Origin of the sequence: Xanthomonas theicola, from assembly GCF_014236795.1 — a bacterium.
Classification (GTDB): domain Bacteria; phylum Pseudomonadota; class Gammaproteobacteria; order Xanthomonadales; family Xanthomonadaceae; genus Xanthomonas_A; species Xanthomonas_A theicola.
Window position 1 is genome coordinate 871,358 of the sequence record NZ_CP049017.1, and the last position, 16,017, is coordinate 887,374.

Sequence of the window (16,017 nt, forward strand, 5' to 3'; positions counted from 1 at the left end):
GGCGCTATACTGCCGCCCGCGGGATCATTCTTCCAATCGCAGCCCAAGGGGAAAAAGCAGCGTATGGATATCGCTGAACTATTGGCGTTCTCGGTCAAGAACAAGGCCTCCGACCTGCACCTGTCCGCCGGCCTGCCGCCGATGATCCGGGTCGATGGCGACGTGCGCCGCATCAACATCCCGGCGCTGGACCACAAGCAGGTGCACGGGCTGGTGTACGACATCATGTCGGACAAGCAGCGCCGCGACTACGAAGAGTTCCTTGAAGTCGACTTCTCGTTCGAGATTCCCAGCCTGGCGCGCTTCCGCGTCAACGCGTTCAACCAGAACCGCGGCGCCGGCGCGGTGTTCCGCACCATTCCCTCGGAAGTGCTGACCCTGGAGGACCTGGGCTGCCCGCCGATCTTCCGCCAACTGATCGACCAGCCACAGGGCCTGATCCTGGTCACCGGGCCGACCGGCTCGGGCAAGTCGACCACGCTCGCCGGCATGATCGACTACATCAACAAGAACGAATACGGCCACATCCTTACCGTCGAGGATCCGATCGAGTTCGTGCACACCTCGCAGAAGTGCCTGATCAACCAGCGCGAAGTGCACCGCGACACCCACGGCTTCAACGAGGCGCTGCGCTCGGCGTTGCGCGAGGACCCGGACATCATCCTGGTCGGCGAGTTGCGCGACCTGGAAACCATCCGCCTGGCGCTGACCGCCGCGGAGACCGGCCACCTGGTGTTCGGCACCCTGCACACCAGCTCGGCGGCAAAGACCATCGACCGCATCATCGACGTGTTCCCGGCCGGCGAGAAGCCGATGGTGCGCTCGATGCTGTCCGAATCGCTGCGCGCGGTGATCTCGCAGGCGCTGCTGAAGAAGGTCGGCGGCGGCCGCACCGCGGCGTGGGAGATCATGGTCGGCACCCCGGCGATCCGCAACCTGATCCGCGAGGACAAGGTGGCGCAGATGTACTCGGCGATCCAGACCGGCCAGCAGAACGGCATGCAGACCCTGGACCAGCACCTGCAGGACCTGGTCAAGCGCAGCCTGATCACCCGTAACCAGGCGCGCGAGTACGCCAAGGACAAGCGGGTCTTCGAGTGAGGCCGGGACCGGGGACTCGGGACTCGGTAAGGCGATCTATTGCGGTTTGATCTTTCATTGATGGACAGGGCGGGATCGGGACGTGGCGGCTTGCGCTGTTCGAATCCCCGGTCCCCAGTCCCCAGTCCCGGAGCCTCAAGCGAATGAGCACCATCGACTTCACCTCGTTCCTGAAACTGATGGCGCACCAGAAGGCGTCGGACCTGTTCATCACCTCGGGCATGCCGCCGGCGATCAAGGTGCACGGCAAGATCGCCCCGATCACGCAGACGCCGCTGACCCCGCAACAGAGCCGCGACCTGGTGCTGAACGTGATGACCCCGGCGCAGCGCGAGGAGTTCGAGAAGACCCACGAGTGCAACTTCGCCATCGGTGTGTCCGGGGTGGGGCGCTTCCGCGTCAGCTGCTTCTACCAGCGCAACCAGGTCGGCATGGTGCTGCGCCGGATCGAGACCCGCATCCCCACCGTCGACGAACTGAACCTGCCGCCGGTGATCAAGACCCTGGCGATGACCAAGCGCGGCATCATCATCTTCGTCGGCGCCACCGGCACCGGCAAGTCGACCTCGCTGGCGGCCATGATCGGCTATCGCAACCAGAATTCCACCGGCCACATCATCACCATCGAAGACCCGATCGAATTCGTGCACAAGCACGAGGGCTGCATCATCACCCAGCGAGAAGTCGGCATCGACACCGACAGCTGGGAGAACGCGCTGAAGAACACCCTGCGCCAGGCCCCGGACGTGATCATGATCGGCGAGGTGCGCACCCGCGAAGGCATGGACCACGCGATTTCCTTCGCCGAGACCGGCCACCTGGTGCTGTGCACCCTGCACGCCAACAACGCCAACCAGGCGATGGACCGGGTCATCAACTTCTTTCCCGAGGACCGCCGCAGCCAACTGCTGATGGACCTGTCGCTGAACATGCGCGGCGTGGTCGCCCAGCAACTGATCCCGACGCCCGACGGCAAGGGCCGCCGCGTGGCGATGGAGATCATGCTCGGCACCCCGCTGGTGCAGGACTACATCCGCGAAGGCGAGATCCACAAGCTCAAGGACGTGATGAAGGAATCCACCAACCTGGGCATGAAGACCTTCGACCAGAGTCTGTTCGAGCTGTACCAGGCCGGCGAGATCAGCTACGAGGACGCACTGCGCCACGCCGACTCGCAGAACGAAGTGCGCCTGCGCATCAAGCTCGCCCAGGGCGGCGACGCCAGAACCCTGGCGCAGGGCCTGGACGGGGTGGAGATCGCGGAGGTGCGTTGAGCGCTGCCGATTGGTCGGGTTCTGCGCAGCCTAGCGTGTGATGTCTCACGAATTAAGCTTAAGTAAGTTTGATGGTCGCACGCGCAACGGAGGCGAGGATGAAATCGGCGTTCTTGCACCAGACAAAAAGCCTCGGGTTCTAAGAACCTGTTCACGATCTTTCCCGGGTAGTGCAAACTCTGCGGATGCGCACAAAGACGTATCCGAGTGACATGAGCCGGGAGCGGTTCGAGCAGATCCGCCCCATTCTGGAGCAGGCGCGCAAGCGTACCAAGCCACGGACCGTGGATCTGTAGGACGTGTGGTGCGCGGTGCTGTACCTGCTGCGCACCGGCTGTCAGTGGCGAGCGCTGCCCAGCGACTTCCCGAAGTGGCGCACCGTGCACTGCTACTTTGCCAAGTGGAACGAACCAGACGATGAAGGAGTCAGCCTGCTGGAGCGGGCGCTCAAAAAATCAGGGGGGCGCGGCCCGCCAGAGACAGGGGCGCAACGCTTGCAGCACGTTCTTGATCGTGGACGCACAGAGCGTGAAGAACACGGACACGGCTGGCCAGAAGGGTTATGACGCGGGCAAGAAGGTCTCGGGGATCAAGCGTCGCATCGCCGTCGATACCCAAGGCCTGCCGCATGCGGTCGCGGTGACGAGGGCGGAAGTGACCGACCGCAAAGGCGCGCTCCAATCCCAGGATCGTTGCAAGCCGAACCTGGGACACGTGCAAAGCCTGTTGTGCGATAGCGGCTATACCGCAGAACCATTCGCCGAAGGCGTACGAGAGATCCTGGGCAAGCAAGTCACGGTGCAGATCGCCAAACGCAGCGAACTGCACACCTTCAAGGTCATGCCCAAGCGCTGGAGCGTCGAACGCAGCTTTGCGTGGCTGGAAAAGAACCGAAGGCTATGGAAGAACTGCGAGCGTAAGCTCAACACCAGCTTGCAGTTCATCCACCTGGCATGCCTGACACTACTACTCAAAAGATCGTGAACAGGTTCTAAGGCCCCAGGCGCGCGGCAATGGCCGTATTGCTCTGGCCATCCGCACTCGCCAGCACGATCCGCGCGCGTTGACACAGCGACGCTGGCAACGAGCGACGGCTATCATGCGCGGATGAAATGCCGACTCATCGCCACCGGCGAACGTGCGCCCGCCTGGGTGGCGCAGGGCTTCGCCGAGTATCGCAAGCGCCTGTCGCACTGGCTGCCGCTGGAACTGGTCGAGATCGAACCGGGGCTGCGCGGCAAGGGCCGCGATGCGCAGCGCGCGATCGAGGACGAGGGCCGCCGCGTGCTCGCCGCGCTGCCGAAGAACGCGCGGGTGGTCGCGCTGGACGTACCTGGCAAGGCGCTCAGTTCCGAACAGCTGGCGCAGCGCATGGAACACTGGCGCGGCCAGGGCCGCGACCTGGCGCTGCTGATCGGCGGCCCCGAGGGCCATTCGCCCGAGGTGCTGGCCGCGGCCAGCGAATCCTGGTCGCTGGGGCCGCTGACCCTGCCGCACATGCTGGTGCGCCTGGTGGTGGCCGAACAGCTGTACCGCGCCGCGGCGATGCTGGCCAACCATCCTTACCATCGCGCCTGATTGCTGATTGCCGGTCGGCTGCAGCCACCGCCCAACTCGCCACGGCGCATTGGCCGTAGCATCGTCGGATGCCGCCACGGTATCCCAGACGCCATCGCCGTAGACAAAAAAGGGCCTGTGTCAAGTCCCAGTGAAAATCGTTGAGGACTCAGAAGCTTATACAGGACGAGGGTTTAGCTCTACTTCGGGCCGCTTTGCGGGGCTGCGGCTTTGTGGGCTAATGTCCTGTCCTGTAAATATACGGCATAAAAAATGCATTTGCTTACGCTGCCTTTCTGGAGATAACGCGATGCGAAACGGCCGGCCCAAACCCCTCCTCGAACTCACCGATGCGGAAGCTGCTCAGCTGCAGTCGTTTGCGCGGAGTGGCGATCCGTCGCAGCGGCCGCGCGGCGGTGGCGTGGACCGCGCCCGGCGCCGCTCGCCCAGGCTGTGCATCCTGCAACCGCAGGCGAACGCAGCGCGCCAGGTCGTGTCATCAATTGCGCTGAAGGGGGGATACCTGTCGCCCCCTTCCTGCCTTGCCCCGTCATGGCACGCCGCTACGCCCTGCGAGATGATCGATGGGATCGCATCCGCGATCTGCTCCCCGGCCGAGCCGGCCATCTCGGTGTGACCGCCAAGGACAACCGGCTGTTGGTCGAGGCCGTCCTCTACCGCTACCGGGCCGCTACTCCCTGGCCAGATCTGCCTGAGCGCGTTGGCGATTTCCGCGTGATCCACCTGCGCCATAGCCGCTGGAGCCGATCTGGCCTCTGGCAACGGGTGTTCCAGGTCTTGTCAGAGGATGCGGACAACGAGTACGCGATGATCGACAGCACCATTGTCCGGGCGCATCAGCACAGCGCCGGGGCAAAAGGGGGGCGCCGCAGGCCAGCGGACGCAGCCGCGGCGGACCGAGCAGCCAGATCCACGCCGTGGTCGATGCACTGGGCAATCCGCTGGCCTTTCATCTCACCGCGGGCCAGGCTTCGGATCTGGAAGGTGCAGATGCTTTGCCAGGATGGTCGGTCGGGGCCTTGCTCGCCGACCGAGCCTACGACGCCAGGGCTCGGATCATTGAGCCCATGCAGCGACAGGGGACGCAGATCGCGATCCCCTCCCATCCCACGCGCAAAGTGCAGCGCGGCTGCGACCGGGCGATGTACAAGGATCGACTCCGAACGGGAACTTCTTTGCCAAACTCAAGCAGTACCGGGCCATTGCCACCCGCTACGACAAGACCGCCTGCAACTTCCTCGGAGCGATCTATTGGATCGCCTCAGCCATCCTGCTCAATTGACGACGGACCCTAGCGCCGCGTTGCGCGTCTTCCAGCAGGGCCCGGAACCGCATGGCTTCGCGCGATGCCTCGGGCGCCTACGTGCGCTGCCGCCTGAGCCAGTGGCGGAACATCGGCGCGCGCTGCAATTCGCGCAGGTCCCCGGCCAGCACGTCGATGTCCTCGTGCAGCGCGCGCTTGATCTCAGCCATCGCCGCGTTCAGGCGCTCGGGCTTGAGCCGGCGCGCGCCGAACACGGCGTAGTCGGCTTTGAACGCGGCATCGATCCGCCGCAGTTCGTCGCGCACCGCCTGCAGCTGCTCGCCGAGCATGCGGTTGTAGCGCTCGATGCGCGGTTCGGCCATGCTCCCGAGCGTTGCAGCGTCCATCTGGCCAGCCTGCAGCTGCAACTCGAGCAGGCCGAGCAGGTCGGCGTCGGCGTCGGCCGCGTTGAGCCGTGGCATCAACGCGGTCTTGCGCGCGCGCTGCGGCGGATCGGCCTCGCGGTCCGGATGCAGGGCCGCGACCAGCCTGCGGTACAGCGCGCGCAGCGCGGCCGGCGCCGCGCACGCCGCCGTCGGTGCGGCGCGCGGCGCTTTCTTCGCCTTGCGCGCAGCCGCCGCGGCCCGGGTTTGTTGCCAGCGCTGCTGCAGGCGCTCGAACAGCGCCTGCGGCGAGCCAGGGCAGCGCATCGGCATCCACGCCGAAATGTGCGGCGATCATCCCCCGCAACGCCGCATCCGAGGCAGCGATGCGCTGGTCGAAACACGTGTCCGCATGGCGGTCGTAGAGCGGCTTGAGCTCGGACCGGCCGGCCTCGTCGATCAACGGCTCGGCCAGCGCGCAGATCTGCGCCGACAGCGCGGCGCGATCGGCCTTGCCCGGCTTCCGCGCCATGCACGCCGCATCCCATGCCAGCACCCGCTCCGCCTGCAATCGGTCGCGCCGTTGCAACAACGGCCGCACCTGCTCGTGGAAGCGTTGCTGCCAGCGCGGCAAAGCCTGGCGTCAGGCGGCGAGCTCGCCGCGACAGCGCTCCAACTGCACGAGGAGCGTGGCGAAGCGCTCGCCCGCGACGCTGCGCGGCGCGCGGCCGGAAGACGGCAGCAGCGCCGACAGCGGCAGGTCCGCGATTGCGGCCGCCACCGGCGCGTCGTCGCGCCGGGGCGTCGGATCAGGCATCGCGCGCGTCGTCGTCCGCGTCGCTCGGCGGCTGGTCGCCGACCGTCCACAACCGCTCCAGCGCATAGAACTCGCGCACCCGCGGCAGCATCACGTGCACCACCACGTCGCCGAGATCGACCAGCACCCACTCGGCCTCGCGTTCGCCTTCCACGCCCAGCGGCATCACGTCCAGCTTCTTGGCGTGCTTGATCACTTCGTCGGCGATCGACTTGACGTGGCGGGTGGAGGTGCCGGAGACGACGATCATGTAATCGGTGACGCTGGACTTGCCGCGCACGTCGATTTCCACCGCGTCCTTGGCCTTGAGTTCTTCGATCGCGTTGCGGACGTGGGCGAGCAGCACCGGCAACGGCGGCGGCGGGTTGGGGAGCTGGGTCTTGATGACGTGGGCTTGGCTGGACAAAGGTGCGGACTCGATGGAATGGGGCGAATTATAGGGAACTGTACGGAGCCGCGTATTCAGCTGGCGCCACGCGCGGCCGGCGCATACAGCCCGGCGGCGCGGATGTAGTCCGCCACCGCAGCCGGCAGCAACGGCGCCCAATCGCCACCGGCGCCGATGCACTCGCGCACCTGACTGGCCGATTCGGTGCGCAGCGGTTGCCGCAGACACCACAGCAGACCGCCCGGCGCGGTGCCCAGCGCCTGCGGCGAGGTGGCCCAGCGTGCCGCCACCGCCTGTGCCAGTTCGGGAGGCAGGGCGCGTTCCCAGCCGCTGCCGGCGCGATCGGCGATGACCAGGTGGGCCGCGTCGAGCAAGCCGCGCCAGTCGCGCCAGCCGGTGAAGCCGACGAAGCTGTCGGCGCCGATCAGCAGCGCCAGCGGCGCGGCCGCACCGAGTTCGGCGCGCAGCTCGCGCACCGTGTCGATGCTGTACGAGGCCACGCCCGGCTGCGCCAGCGCGCGCTGCAATTCGTGCTGGTCCAGCAGCAGCCCGGGTTCGCCGGCGATCGCCAGGGCCAGCATCCGGCAGCGCTGCCGCGCGTTCGCACCGGGCGCATGGCGATGCGGCGGATCGGCCGCCGGCATCAGCCGCACCGGCACGCCGAACGCATCGCGCGCCGCCCGCGCGATCGCCAGGTGGCCGTTGTGGACGGGGTCGAAGGTGCCGCCGTAGATCAGTTGCAGTGGCCAAGACTCGGGACGCGGGACGCGGGACGCGGAAAATCCGGACGCCGGCGACAACAGGAGTTGCAGAGACTGTTCCGCGCTACCGCCCACAGCGCCCGCACTCGCCGGGATCCCGCCGTTACGCGTCCCGCGTCCCGCGTCCCGCGTTCCGAGATTCATACCACCAACAGCCGCACCGCGCGCGCCTCGGCGATGGCCAGCAGCAGGCGTTCCAGCGCGATCCAGGCGTCGCCGTCGGCGCGGCCCTTGGCGATGCGGTCGATACGCCCGGCCGCGGCGGCAAAGCGCTCCCAGCGGCGCGGTTCGACATGCCGCTGCAGGGCGCGCTTGAACGGCGCCTGGCGCGACTCCCAGATGCCCTGCCCCTTCATCTCGGCGGCCAGGTTGCCGCCGGCCGCCTGCACCCTGGCCAGCGCCGCGGTGCGCAGCAGCTCCTTGATCAAGATCGGCAGCAGCGCGGCTACCGCTTCACCCTCGGCGCGCAGGCCGACGAGCATGCGCCCGACCGCCGGCGCCTGCCCGGCCAGGGTGGCTTCGGCCAGGCGGAACACGTCGTAGCGCGCGGCATCGGCGACCAGCGACTCCATCGCCGCCACGTCAAGGCGCTGCCCGTCGGCCAGCAGCGCCAGCTTGTCGATCTCCTGCGCGGCCGCCAGCAGGTTGCCCTCGACCCGCTCGGCCAGCCGCTGCACCGCACCGGCATCGGCGCGCAGACCCTTGCTGCGCAGGCGGCGCTCGATCCAGTCGCCCAGTTCGTGCGGCTTGATCGCCCAGGCCACCGTGATGACGCCGAGCCGGCCCACGGCGTCGGCCCACTTGCCCTGGTTCGCCTTGCTCCATTCGTTGCAGGTGATCAGCAGCACCACGTCCGGCGGCGGATCGGCGCAGAACGCACTAATCACCTCGCCGCCTTCCTTGCCGGGCTTGCCGCTGGGCAGGCGCAGTTCGATCAGCCGGCGCGAGCTGAACAGGCTTGGCGCATTGAAGCTGGAATACAGCTGGCTCCAGTCGAAATCGCGGCCATCGGCGTCGAACACCTCGCGCTCGCCGATGCCTTCGGCGCGGGCACGCGTGCGTACCGCGTCGGCGGCCTCGAGCACGCGCAGGGTTTCCGGGCCGGCGATCAGGTAGACCGGATGCAGCGGCTGCGACGCCGGCTGGGTGGCGAGTTGTTCGGGACGCAATTCCATGGCGGCAGCCTGGGACGGGTCAGCGCGCCGCCGGCGCAGCGCCCGCGGCGGGCGGTCGTACTGCGGCAGGCGGCGCGCGGCGGATCAAGGCTGCGGCGTGGTCGCCGGCGGCGTGCCGGTGGCCGGCTTGCCTTCGACCGGCGTGCCGGTCGCGGCGGGCGGCGCTGCATTGACGTTCTTGCCGTCGCGCACTTCGGCGCGCACCACGCTGTCGATCCGGCGCAGCATGGAGGCCGACATCTCGCGGCGCAGCTCGTCGGCGAGGATCTCGCGCTCGGTGGTGGTACCGGTGGCGTCGGTCGGCGGCGACACGTAGTCGCGCGACAGCTCGATCACCTGCTGCGGCACCAGATCGCTACCGTCGGCGCGGCGGAATACAAAGATCGCCGCGTAGCGCAGGCTGTATTCCTGGGCGCGGCCTTCGGCGTCGAGCGCGATCGGCAGGTCGCCCCAGCGCTCGGACAGTACTTCCAGGCGCGCCACGCCGGTGTTGACGTCCTTCGGCGCAATCTCCGCGCCGGCGGCGCGCAGGCCGCGCTCGAGCAGCTTCACCAGCTCGCTGTACGGCGCCGAGGAGACCACCTTCACCGAGGGCGTGCCGGCCGGCAGGGTCAGCTTGTCGCGCAGGTGGAAGCCGCAGGCGGTCAGGGACGTCGCGAAGACGAGGGCGAGCAGGAATCGGGTCATGGACACAGTCTGGAGGAGCCGGCTGGGCTCGGCAACAGGCGCCAGCCTGCCGGATGCCGCGTGAACGAGGGTTGAGAAGCGCCGGGACGCGCACCGGCGGGCGCGGCGTCCGGGCGCGGCACGGCGGCGATGCGGCGCTGGTTCACGCCGCCACCAGGTTCACGATCTTGCCCGGCACGATGATGATCTTGCGGATGCTCAGGCCTTCCAGGAACTTGGCGGTGTTCGGCTCGGCCTGGGCCAGCGCCTCGATCTGCTCGCGCGGGGTGTCGGCGGCCACTTCGATGGTGCCGCGCAGCTTGCCGTTGACCTGCACCGCCAGGGTCAGCGCCTGGCGCACCAGCGCGGTCGGGTCCGGCTGCGGGAACGGCAGGTCTTCCAGCAGCGTCGGCGCATGCCCCAGCGCCTGCCACAGCGCATGGCTGGCATGCGGGGTGATCGGGTTGAGCAGCAGCACCGCCGCTTCCAGCGCTTCCTGGCGCACCGCGCGGCCCTGCTCGCCGGCGTCGTCGAACTTGGCCAGCGCGTTGGTCAGTTCCATCACCGCGGCGATGGCGGTGTTGAAACTGTGCCGGCGGCCGTAGTCGTCGGCGACCTTGCCGATGGTCTCATGGGCCTTGCGCCGCAGCGCCTTGTGCTCGGCGCCCAGCGCGGCCGCGTCCAGCGCCGGGGCGGCGCCGTCGGCGGCATGCCGGTGCACCTGCGCCCACAGCCGGCGCAGGAACCGCGCCATGCCGTCGACGCCGGCCTCGTTCCACTCCAGCGACTGCTCCGGCGGCGCGGCGAACATCGAGAACAGGCGCACCGTGTCGGCGCCGTACTTGCCGACCATCGCCTGCGGATCGACGCCGTTGTTCTTGGACTTGGACATCTTCTCGGTGCCGCCGATCCGCACCGGCTGGCCGTCGGCGACCAGGGCGGCGCCGACGATGCGGCCGCGCTCGTCGCGCTGCACGTCCACTTCGGCCGGGTTGATCCAGTCCTTGGAGCCGTCGTCGTTGTCGCGGTAGTAGGTCTCGGCGATCACCATGCCCTGGGTCAGCAGGTTGGTCGCCGGCTCGTCGCTGTCCACCAGGCGCGCGTCGCGCAGCAGCTTGTGGAAGAAGCGGAAGTACATCAGGTGCAGGATCGCGTGCTCGATGCCGCCGATGTACTGGTCCACCGGCAGCCAGTAGTTGCCGCGCTTGTCGACCATGTCCCTGGCGCCGGGCGAGGTGTAGCGCGCGTAGTACCAGCTCGACTCCATGAAGGTGTCGAAGGTGTCGGTCTCGCGCTCGGCCGCCGCGCCGCACTGCGGGCAGGTGGTCTTGCGCCATTCCGGATCGGTCTTCAGCGGCGAGCCGGTGCCGCTCAGCGCCACGTTCTCCGGCAACACCACCGGCAACTGGTCTTCCGGCACCGGCACCGCGCCGCAGCTGGCGCAATAGATCACCGGGATCGGGCAGCCCCAGTAGCGCTGGCGGCTGACGCCCCAGTCGCGCAGCCGGTAGTTGACGCGGCGCTGGCCCTGGCCCTTGCGCTCGAAGCGCTCGGCCAGCGCCTCGAACGCGCCGCAGTGGTCCAGCCCGTCGAACTCGGCGGAATTGACCAGTTCCAGCTCTCGGCTCTTGTCGCCGTACCAGTCCTGCCAGCGGGTCGGGTCGTAGCTGCGCTCCTCGTCGTGCTTCGGCGCCTTCAGCGCGATCACCTGGCGGATCGGCAGCGCGTACTTGTTGGCGAACTCGAAGTCGCGCTGGTCGTGGCCTGGCACCGCCATCACCGCGCCGGTGCCGTAGCCCATCAGCACGAAGTTGGCGACCCACACCGGCACCTGCTCGCCGCTGATCGGATGCACCGCCACCAGGCCGGTGTCCATGCCGCGCTTTTCCTGGGTCTCCAGTTCCGCCTCGGAGACGCCACCCTGCTTCAGATCGGCCAGCAGCGCGGCCAGCTGCGGGTTGGACCTGGCCGCATGCAGCGCCAGTGGATGCTCGCTGGCGATGGAGACGAAGGTCACCCCCATCAGCGTGTCCGGGCGCGTGGTGAACACACGCAGCGGATCCAGCGCGGCGCCGTCGGCGTCGCGCACCTCGAACTGGATCTCCAGCCCTTCGGAGCGGCCGATCCAGTTGCGCTGCATGGTCTTGACCGATTCCGGCCAGCCCGGCAACTGATCCAGGCCGTCGAGCAGTTCCTGCGCATAGTCGGTGATGCGCAGGAACCACTGCGGGATCTCGCGCTTTTCCACCAGCGCGCCGGAGCGCCAGCCGCGGCCGTCGATGACCTGCTCGTTGGCCAGCACGGTCTGGTCGACCGGGTCCCAGTTCACCACCGCGTTGCGGCGGTAGGCCAGGCCCTTGCGCATCAGCCGGGTGAACATGCGCTGCTCGTGCACGTAGTACCCGGGCCGGCAGGTGGCGAACTCGCGCGACCAGTCGATCGCGTAGCCCAGCGACTTGAGCTGGCTGCGCATGTGCTCGATGTTGGCGTAGGTCCACTTGGCCGGCGCGGTCTGGTTCTTGATCGCGGCGTTCTCGGCCGGCAGGCCGAACGCGTCCCAGCCCATCGGCTGCAGCACGTTCCTGCCGGTCATGCGCCGGTAGCGGCTGATCACGTCACCGATCGTGTAGTTGCGCACGTGGCCCATGTGCAGCGCACCGGACGGGTACGGTAGCATCGACAGGCAGTAGAACTTGGGCTTGTCGGAAGTCTCGTCGACCTCGAAGGCGCGGGTGGCGTCCCAGAACTGCTGGGCGGACGATTCGACCTGCTGCGGGTCGTAGGCGGTGGGCTCGACGGAGGACATGGAAACGGACAAGGGCCAGGCGGCAACAAAGCAGGCAAGGGTACCGCAGCGCAGCAGGCCGCTCCAATCCCGGCGACGAGCGGTGCCGCCCGGGCCGGGCCCGGCGGATCGCGCGCGCATGCCGGTCGGCGCGCCGACCGTCGGGGAAGAGCCGGCCAGGGCGCCGCCGGCTCAGCCGCTGCGCGGCGGCGCGTGCGGACCGGGCCAGCGCGCCAGCAGCGCCAGCCAGCCCCACCACAGCAGGAACACCAGCCGTTGCGCCACCGCCGCCGGCAGCAGCACGTCCAGCGCGAACGCGCCAAGTGCCACCAGCAGCGCCACCGTCAGCGCAGTCCACGCCCAGCCGCGGGCGCCGGGCTGGCGCCAGGCGCCCAGGCCCAGCAGGCCCGCCGCCGCCGACAGCGCCACCACCCACAGCAGCCAGGCGGCGGCATGCAAGCGGGTGGCGCGCGCATCCAGGTCCGCCGCGGCCAGCGGCAGCAGGCCCATGCCAGCGAAGGCCAGCCCGGCCAGCAGCACCTGGCCCCCCACCCGCAGCGGCCAGGGGGCGCCGCGGCCGGTGCGCTGCAGCAGGCGCAGCGCCAGCACCACCGCAAGCGCCCCAGGCAGCACGAACGCCAGCAGATCGAACGCCCAGGCATACGCGACGCCGCTGGCACCGAGCAAGGCGACCGGGTGCGACCACGGCAGGTAGCCCGGCAAGGCACGTCCGAATCCAATCACTGCGGCCACCGCAGCCGCCGCCAGCAGCGGCCCAGCACACCGCACCGCGCGCTCCATCCCGTTCGCCACCTTGCCTCCATAACCTGCGCCGGCCACGCCACCGCGGCGTCCCGCAGGCGCATTGTGGCCGCCGCGACCGCCACTGGCGCCATGGCGGACATGGCGCGGGCGGCGCGACGGCGACGCGGGCGCCGCGTCCCCTTGCGTCGCCGCTGGTTTGCCACCATAGAAACCACATTCGCCTGCCACGATGAGCCCCATGTCCCCCATGCCCCACGTTTTCGACGCCAAGACCGAAACTTTCGAAGCCGAAGTCCTGCAGAAATCGCTGCAGACCCCGGTGTTGGTGGACTTCTGGGCGCCCTGGTGCGGCCCGTGCAAGACCCTGAGCCCGATCCTGGAGAAGCTGGCCGCCGAGTACCACGGCGCGTTCGAGCTGGCCAAGGTCGATGTGGACCAGGAGCAGCAGGTCGCCGCCGCGTTCCAGATTCGCTCGGTGCCGACCGTGTTCCTGGTCAAGGACGGACAACTGGTCGACGGCTTCCCAGGCGCCATGCCCGAGGGCCAGCTGCGCGAGTTCCTGGCCCAGCACGGCATCGCGCCGCTGCCGGCGCCGGCCGAGGCGCAGGAGGACGTACCGGCGGCGCCACTGGACCCGCACGCCGAGGTGCTGCGCCTGCGCGAGGCGCTGGCCGCCGAGCCGGACAAGGACGAGCTGAAGCTGGACCTGGCGCTGGCGCTGGTCAAGACCGGTGCCGCCGCGGAGGCAGAGACGCTGATCGATGCGCTGCCCGCCAATCTCGCCACCGACGAGCGCGCGGCGCGCGCGCGGGCGCGGCTGGGCTTCGTCAGCGCGCTGCAATCCGCGCCGCCGGTGACGACGCTGCAGGCGGCGGTCGCGCAGGATCCGGCCGACCTGAAGGCGCGCTACCTGCTGGGCGTGCAGCGCCTGGTCGCCGGCGACGACGATGCGGCGCTGGAGCAGTTCCTGGAGGTGCTGCGGCAGGACCGCGGCTTCGAGAACGGCCTGGCCAAGAAGTCGCTGATCGACGCCTTCCAGGTGATCGAGGACGAGGACTTGGTCGGCCGCTACCGGCGCAAGATGTCGGCGCTGCTGTTCTGAGAACCTGTTCACGATCTTTTGAGTAGTAGTGTCAGGCATGCCAGGTGGATGAACTGCAAGCTGGTGTTGAGCTTACGCTCGCAGTTCTTCCATAGCCTTCGGTTCTTTTCCAGCCACGCAAAGCTGCGTTCGACGATCCAGCGCTTGGGCATGACCTTGAAGGTGTGCAGTTCGCTGCGTTTGGCGATCTGCACCGTGACTTGCTTGCCCAGGATCTCTCGTACGCCTTCGGCGAATGGTTCTCCGGTATAGCCGCTATCGCACAACAGGCTTTGCACGTGTCCCAGGTTCGGCTTGCAACGATCCAGGGATTGGAGCGCGCCTTTGCGGTCGGTCACTTCCGCCGTCGTCACCGCGACCGCATGCGGCAGGCCTTGGGTATCGACGGCGATGCGACGCTTGATCCCCGAGACCTTCTTGCCTGCGTCATAACCCTTCTGGCCGGCCGTGTCCGTGTTCTTCACGCTCTGTGCGTCCACGCTCAAGAACGTGCTGCAAGCGTTGCGCCCCTGTCTCTGCCGGGCCGCGCCACCCTGATTTTTTGAGCGCCCGCTCCAGCAGGCTCACTCCTTCATCGTCTGGTTCGCTCCACTTGGCAAAGTAGCAGTGCACGGTGCGCCACTTCGGGAAGTCGCTGGGCAGCGCTGGCCACTGACAGCCGGTGCGCAGCAGGTACAGCACCGCGCACCACACGTCCTACAGATCCACGGTCCGTGGCTTGGTACGCTTGCGCGCCTGCTCCAGAATGGGGCGGATCTGCTCGAACCGCTCCCGGCTCATGGCACTCGGATACGTCTTTGTGCGCATCCGCAGAGTTTGCACTACCCGGGAAAGATCGTGAACAGGTTCTTAGACTCAAGTTCCCAGTGCAACACCTCACAAAGCGCAGGAGGTTGCGCTGGGCAAACAGTCCAGTCATCTGCGTGTTGAGGAACGCGCGGTGCTGCAGGTGGAGCGCGATCGAGGAACGCGCTTGCGCAAGATCGGTCGCCGGTGGGGACGCCGTGCATCGACGCCGAGCCGCCAGGTCGGTGGTCTGCAAGGGCCGGTGTCCTGTGCGCACGCGGCGGCGGCGGCCTATCGCTCGCGCCGCTCGCGCTGCGTGCGCCCTCGCCGGCCCCTGGAAGGTTCGTCGTTGTTCCCGTGCGTCGATGAGCGCCTGGTGTACGAGCGCTGGTCGCCACAGCAGATCGCGGCCGCACGGCGGGACAGGCATCCGGACGCTTCCAGCCAGCGGGTCAGCCACGAGAGGATCGCTGCGGCGATCGACACGCAGCGGGGGGTGGTCTGAACAAGGCGCTGATCCATGCATGGAGAGGGGGCCAGCCCACACCAGGTGGCAGGCGCACGACAGCGGCGGTGCGCTCGTGGGCGCCGGAGGAACTGCGCATCGTGCATGGCCCGGACCCCGTGGAGCAGCGCCTGGCGCCGGGGCATGGGGAGGGCGCCCTGATCGAAGGCGCGTTCAACCGTTCATGCGTGGGCGCACTGGTGGAACGCAAGACCCGCTTGGTGGTGCTGTGCAGGATGGACGGTGGCACGGCGCAGGCGGCGGTCGAGGGGTTTCCCCGGCAGATGAAGCAGCGGCCGGCCTTCCTGGGTGAGAGCCCGACCGACGACCGCGGAACGGACCTGCTACGAGGAACGGATGCAGCGGTTGAACAGCCAGGTCCGGTTCGCCGATCCGCATGCGCCGTGGCAGCGCGGCAGCAACGAGAACACCAACGGCTTGCTGCGCCAGTTCCTGCCCTACGGGGTGGACCTGTCGCAGGCCCGTCAGGAGTACCTCAATCGCGTGGCCAAGCGAACGAACGCACGGCCGCGCCAGCCATTGGCCTGGGCGACCCCGGCGGCGGCCTTGGAGAAGGACATCCTGGCATTCAAATCACATGTTGCACTTGATTCTTGAGACCGCCCGTTTACCGGTTGCCATACTTTCGCTGCCCCGCCGCGTTCTGTGCGGCTCAGAGCAATAGTTT

General features: G+C 68.3%; 12 protein-coding genes and 4 pseudogenes. 7 read left to right on the forward strand and 9 right to left on the reverse strand.

What is annotated here, in order from left to right:
- Nucleotides 1-63 precede the first annotated feature (63 nt).
- From G4Q83_RS03815 to G4Q83_RS03835, 5 genes and pseudogenes are all read left to right on the forward strand, one after another.
- On the forward strand, nt 64-1,101 hold the full coding sequence (locus G4Q83_RS03815) for a type IV pilus twitching motility protein PilT (RefSeq protein WP_128421723.1): 1,038 nt from the start codon (nt 64-66) through the stop codon (nt 1,099-1,101).
- A 143-nt stretch (nt 1,102-1,244) separates the two neighbouring features.
- On the forward strand, nt 1,245-2,375 hold the full coding sequence (locus G4Q83_RS03820) for a PilT/PilU family type 4a pilus ATPase (protein WP_128421722.1): 1,131 nt from the start codon (nt 1,245-1,247) through the stop codon (nt 2,373-2,375).
- 185 nt (nt 2,376-2,560) lie between these two features.
- Nucleotides 2,561-3,359 (forward strand): annotated as a pseudogene (locus tag G4Q83_RS03825) (IS5 family transposase).
- 123 nt (nt 3,360-3,482) lie between these two features.
- Nucleotides 3,483-3,953, forward strand: a complete 471-nt coding sequence (gene rlmH / locus G4Q83_RS03830) for a 23S rRNA (pseudouridine(1915)-N(3))-methyltransferase RlmH (protein ID WP_128421721.1) — start codon at nt 3,483-3,485, stop codon at nt 3,951-3,953.
- Between the two features lie 531 nt (nt 3,954-4,484).
- Nucleotides 4,485-5,235, forward strand: a pseudogene (locus tag G4Q83_RS03835) (IS5 family transposase).
- 77 nt (nt 5,236-5,312) lie between these two features.
- Here the strand turns inward: G4Q83_RS03835 and G4Q83_RS03840 are convergent.
- The 8 genes from G4Q83_RS03840 to G4Q83_RS03875 form a co-directional block, all read right to left on the reverse strand.
- Complete coding sequence (locus G4Q83_RS03840) at nt 5,313-5,912, reverse strand: hypothetical protein (protein WP_146095467.1); 600 nt, start codon at nt 5,910-5,912, stop codon at nt 5,313-5,315.
- Between the two features lie 310 nt (nt 5,913-6,222).
- Entirely contained in the window at nt 6,223-6,396 is a 174-nt protein-coding gene (locus tag G4Q83_RS03845; protein ID WP_158255071.1) for a hypothetical protein, read from the reverse strand.
- Nucleotides 6,389-6,802, reverse strand: coding sequence for a ribosome silencing factor (gene rsfS, locus G4Q83_RS03850; protein ID WP_128421591.1), 414 nt, complete (start codon nt 6,800-6,802; stop codon nt 6,389-6,391). The genes G4Q83_RS03845 and rsfS overlap by 8 nt, the downstream gene beginning before the upstream one ends.
- 56 nt (nt 6,803-6,858) lie before the next feature.
- A complete protein-coding gene (gene nadD / locus G4Q83_RS03855) occupies nt 6,859-7,689 on the reverse strand; it encodes a nicotinate-nucleotide adenylyltransferase (protein WP_128421592.1) in 831 nt (276 codons plus the stop codon).
- On the reverse strand, nt 7,686-8,720 hold the full coding sequence (holA, locus tag G4Q83_RS03860) for a DNA polymerase III subunit delta (RefSeq protein ID WP_128421593.1): 1,035 nt from the start codon (nt 8,718-8,720) through the stop codon (nt 7,686-7,688). Before holA ends, nadD begins: the two co-directional genes overlap by 4 nt.
- An 84-nt stretch (nt 8,721-8,804) precedes the next feature.
- Nucleotides 8,805-9,407, reverse strand: a complete 603-nt coding sequence (locus G4Q83_RS03865) for an LPS-assembly lipoprotein LptE (protein ID WP_128421594.1) — start codon at nt 9,405-9,407, stop codon at nt 8,805-8,807.
- 142 nt (nt 9,408-9,549) lie between these two features.
- Entirely contained in the window at nt 9,550-12,192 is a 2,643-nt protein-coding gene (gene leuS, locus G4Q83_RS03870; protein ID WP_128421595.1) for a leucine--tRNA ligase, read from the reverse strand.
- Nucleotides 12,193-12,363: 171 nt separating this feature from the next.
- The gene (locus tag G4Q83_RS03875; protein WP_128421597.1) at nt 12,364-12,972 is read right to left on the reverse strand and encodes a DUF998 domain-containing protein; all 609 of its coding nucleotides are present in this window, start codon (nt 12,970-12,972) and stop codon (nt 12,364-12,366) included.
- Between the two features lie 202 nt (nt 12,973-13,174).
- Here G4Q83_RS03875 and trxA point away from each other — a divergent pair, with 202 nt between their 5' ends.
- Nucleotides 13,175-14,038, forward strand: a complete 864-nt coding sequence (gene trxA / locus G4Q83_RS03880; protein WP_128421596.1) for a thioredoxin — start codon at nt 13,175-13,177, stop codon at nt 14,036-14,038.
- Between the two features lie 8 nt (nt 14,039-14,046).
- On the opposite strand, the pseudogene G4Q83_RS03885 reads toward trxA, so the two are convergent.
- Nucleotides 14,047-14,845, reverse strand: a pseudogene (locus G4Q83_RS03885) (IS5 family transposase).
- 91 nt (nt 14,846-14,936) lie between these two features.
- Here G4Q83_RS03885 and G4Q83_RS24435 point away from each other — a divergent pair.
- Nucleotides 14,937-15,947 (forward strand): annotated as a pseudogene (locus tag G4Q83_RS24435) (IS30 family transposase).
- Nucleotides 15,948-16,017: the final 70 nt, after the last annotated feature.

Excerpts from the sequence above, each read along its gene's own strand:
- G4Q83_RS03865 (WP_128421594.1), bottom strand. The coding sequence starts at position 9,407 with ATGACCCGATTCCTGCTCGCCCTCGTCTTCGCGACGTCCCTGACCGCC.
- G4Q83_RS03845 (WP_158255071.1), bottom strand. The coding sequence starts at position 6,396 with ATGCCTGATCCGACGCCCCGGCGCGACGACGCGCCGGTGGCGGCCGCA.
- trxA (WP_128421596.1), top strand. The coding sequence starts at position 13,175 with ATGTCCCCCATGCCCCACGTTTTCGACGCCAAGACCGAAACTTTCGAA.
- nadD (WP_128421592.1), bottom strand. The coding sequence starts at position 7,689 with ATGAATCTCGGAACGCGGGACGCGGGACGCGGGACGCGTAACGGCGGG.
- G4Q83_RS03820 (WP_128421722.1), top strand. The coding sequence starts at position 1,245 with ATGAGCACCATCGACTTCACCTCGTTCCTGAAACTGATGGCGCACCAG.
- rlmH (WP_128421721.1), top strand. The coding sequence starts at position 3,483 with ATGAAATGCCGACTCATCGCCACCGGCGAACGTGCGCCCGCCTGGGTG.
- holA (WP_128421593.1), bottom strand. The coding sequence starts at position 8,720 with ATGGAATTGCGTCCCGAACAACTCGCCACCCAGCCGGCGTCGCAGCCG.
- leuS (WP_128421595.1), bottom strand. The coding sequence starts at position 12,192 with ATGTCCTCCGTCGAGCCCACCGCCTACGACCCGCAGCAGGTCGAATCG.
- G4Q83_RS03875 (WP_128421597.1), bottom strand. The coding sequence starts at position 12,972 with ATGGAGCGCGCGGTGCGGTGTGCTGGGCCGCTGCTGGCGGCGGCTGCG.
- G4Q83_RS03840 (WP_146095467.1), bottom strand. The coding sequence starts at position 5,912 with ATGCCGATGCGCTGCCCTGGCTCGCCGCAGGCGCTGTTCGAGCGCCTG.
- G4Q83_RS03815 (WP_128421723.1), top strand. The coding sequence starts at position 64 with ATGGATATCGCTGAACTATTGGCGTTCTCGGTCAAGAACAAGGCCTCC.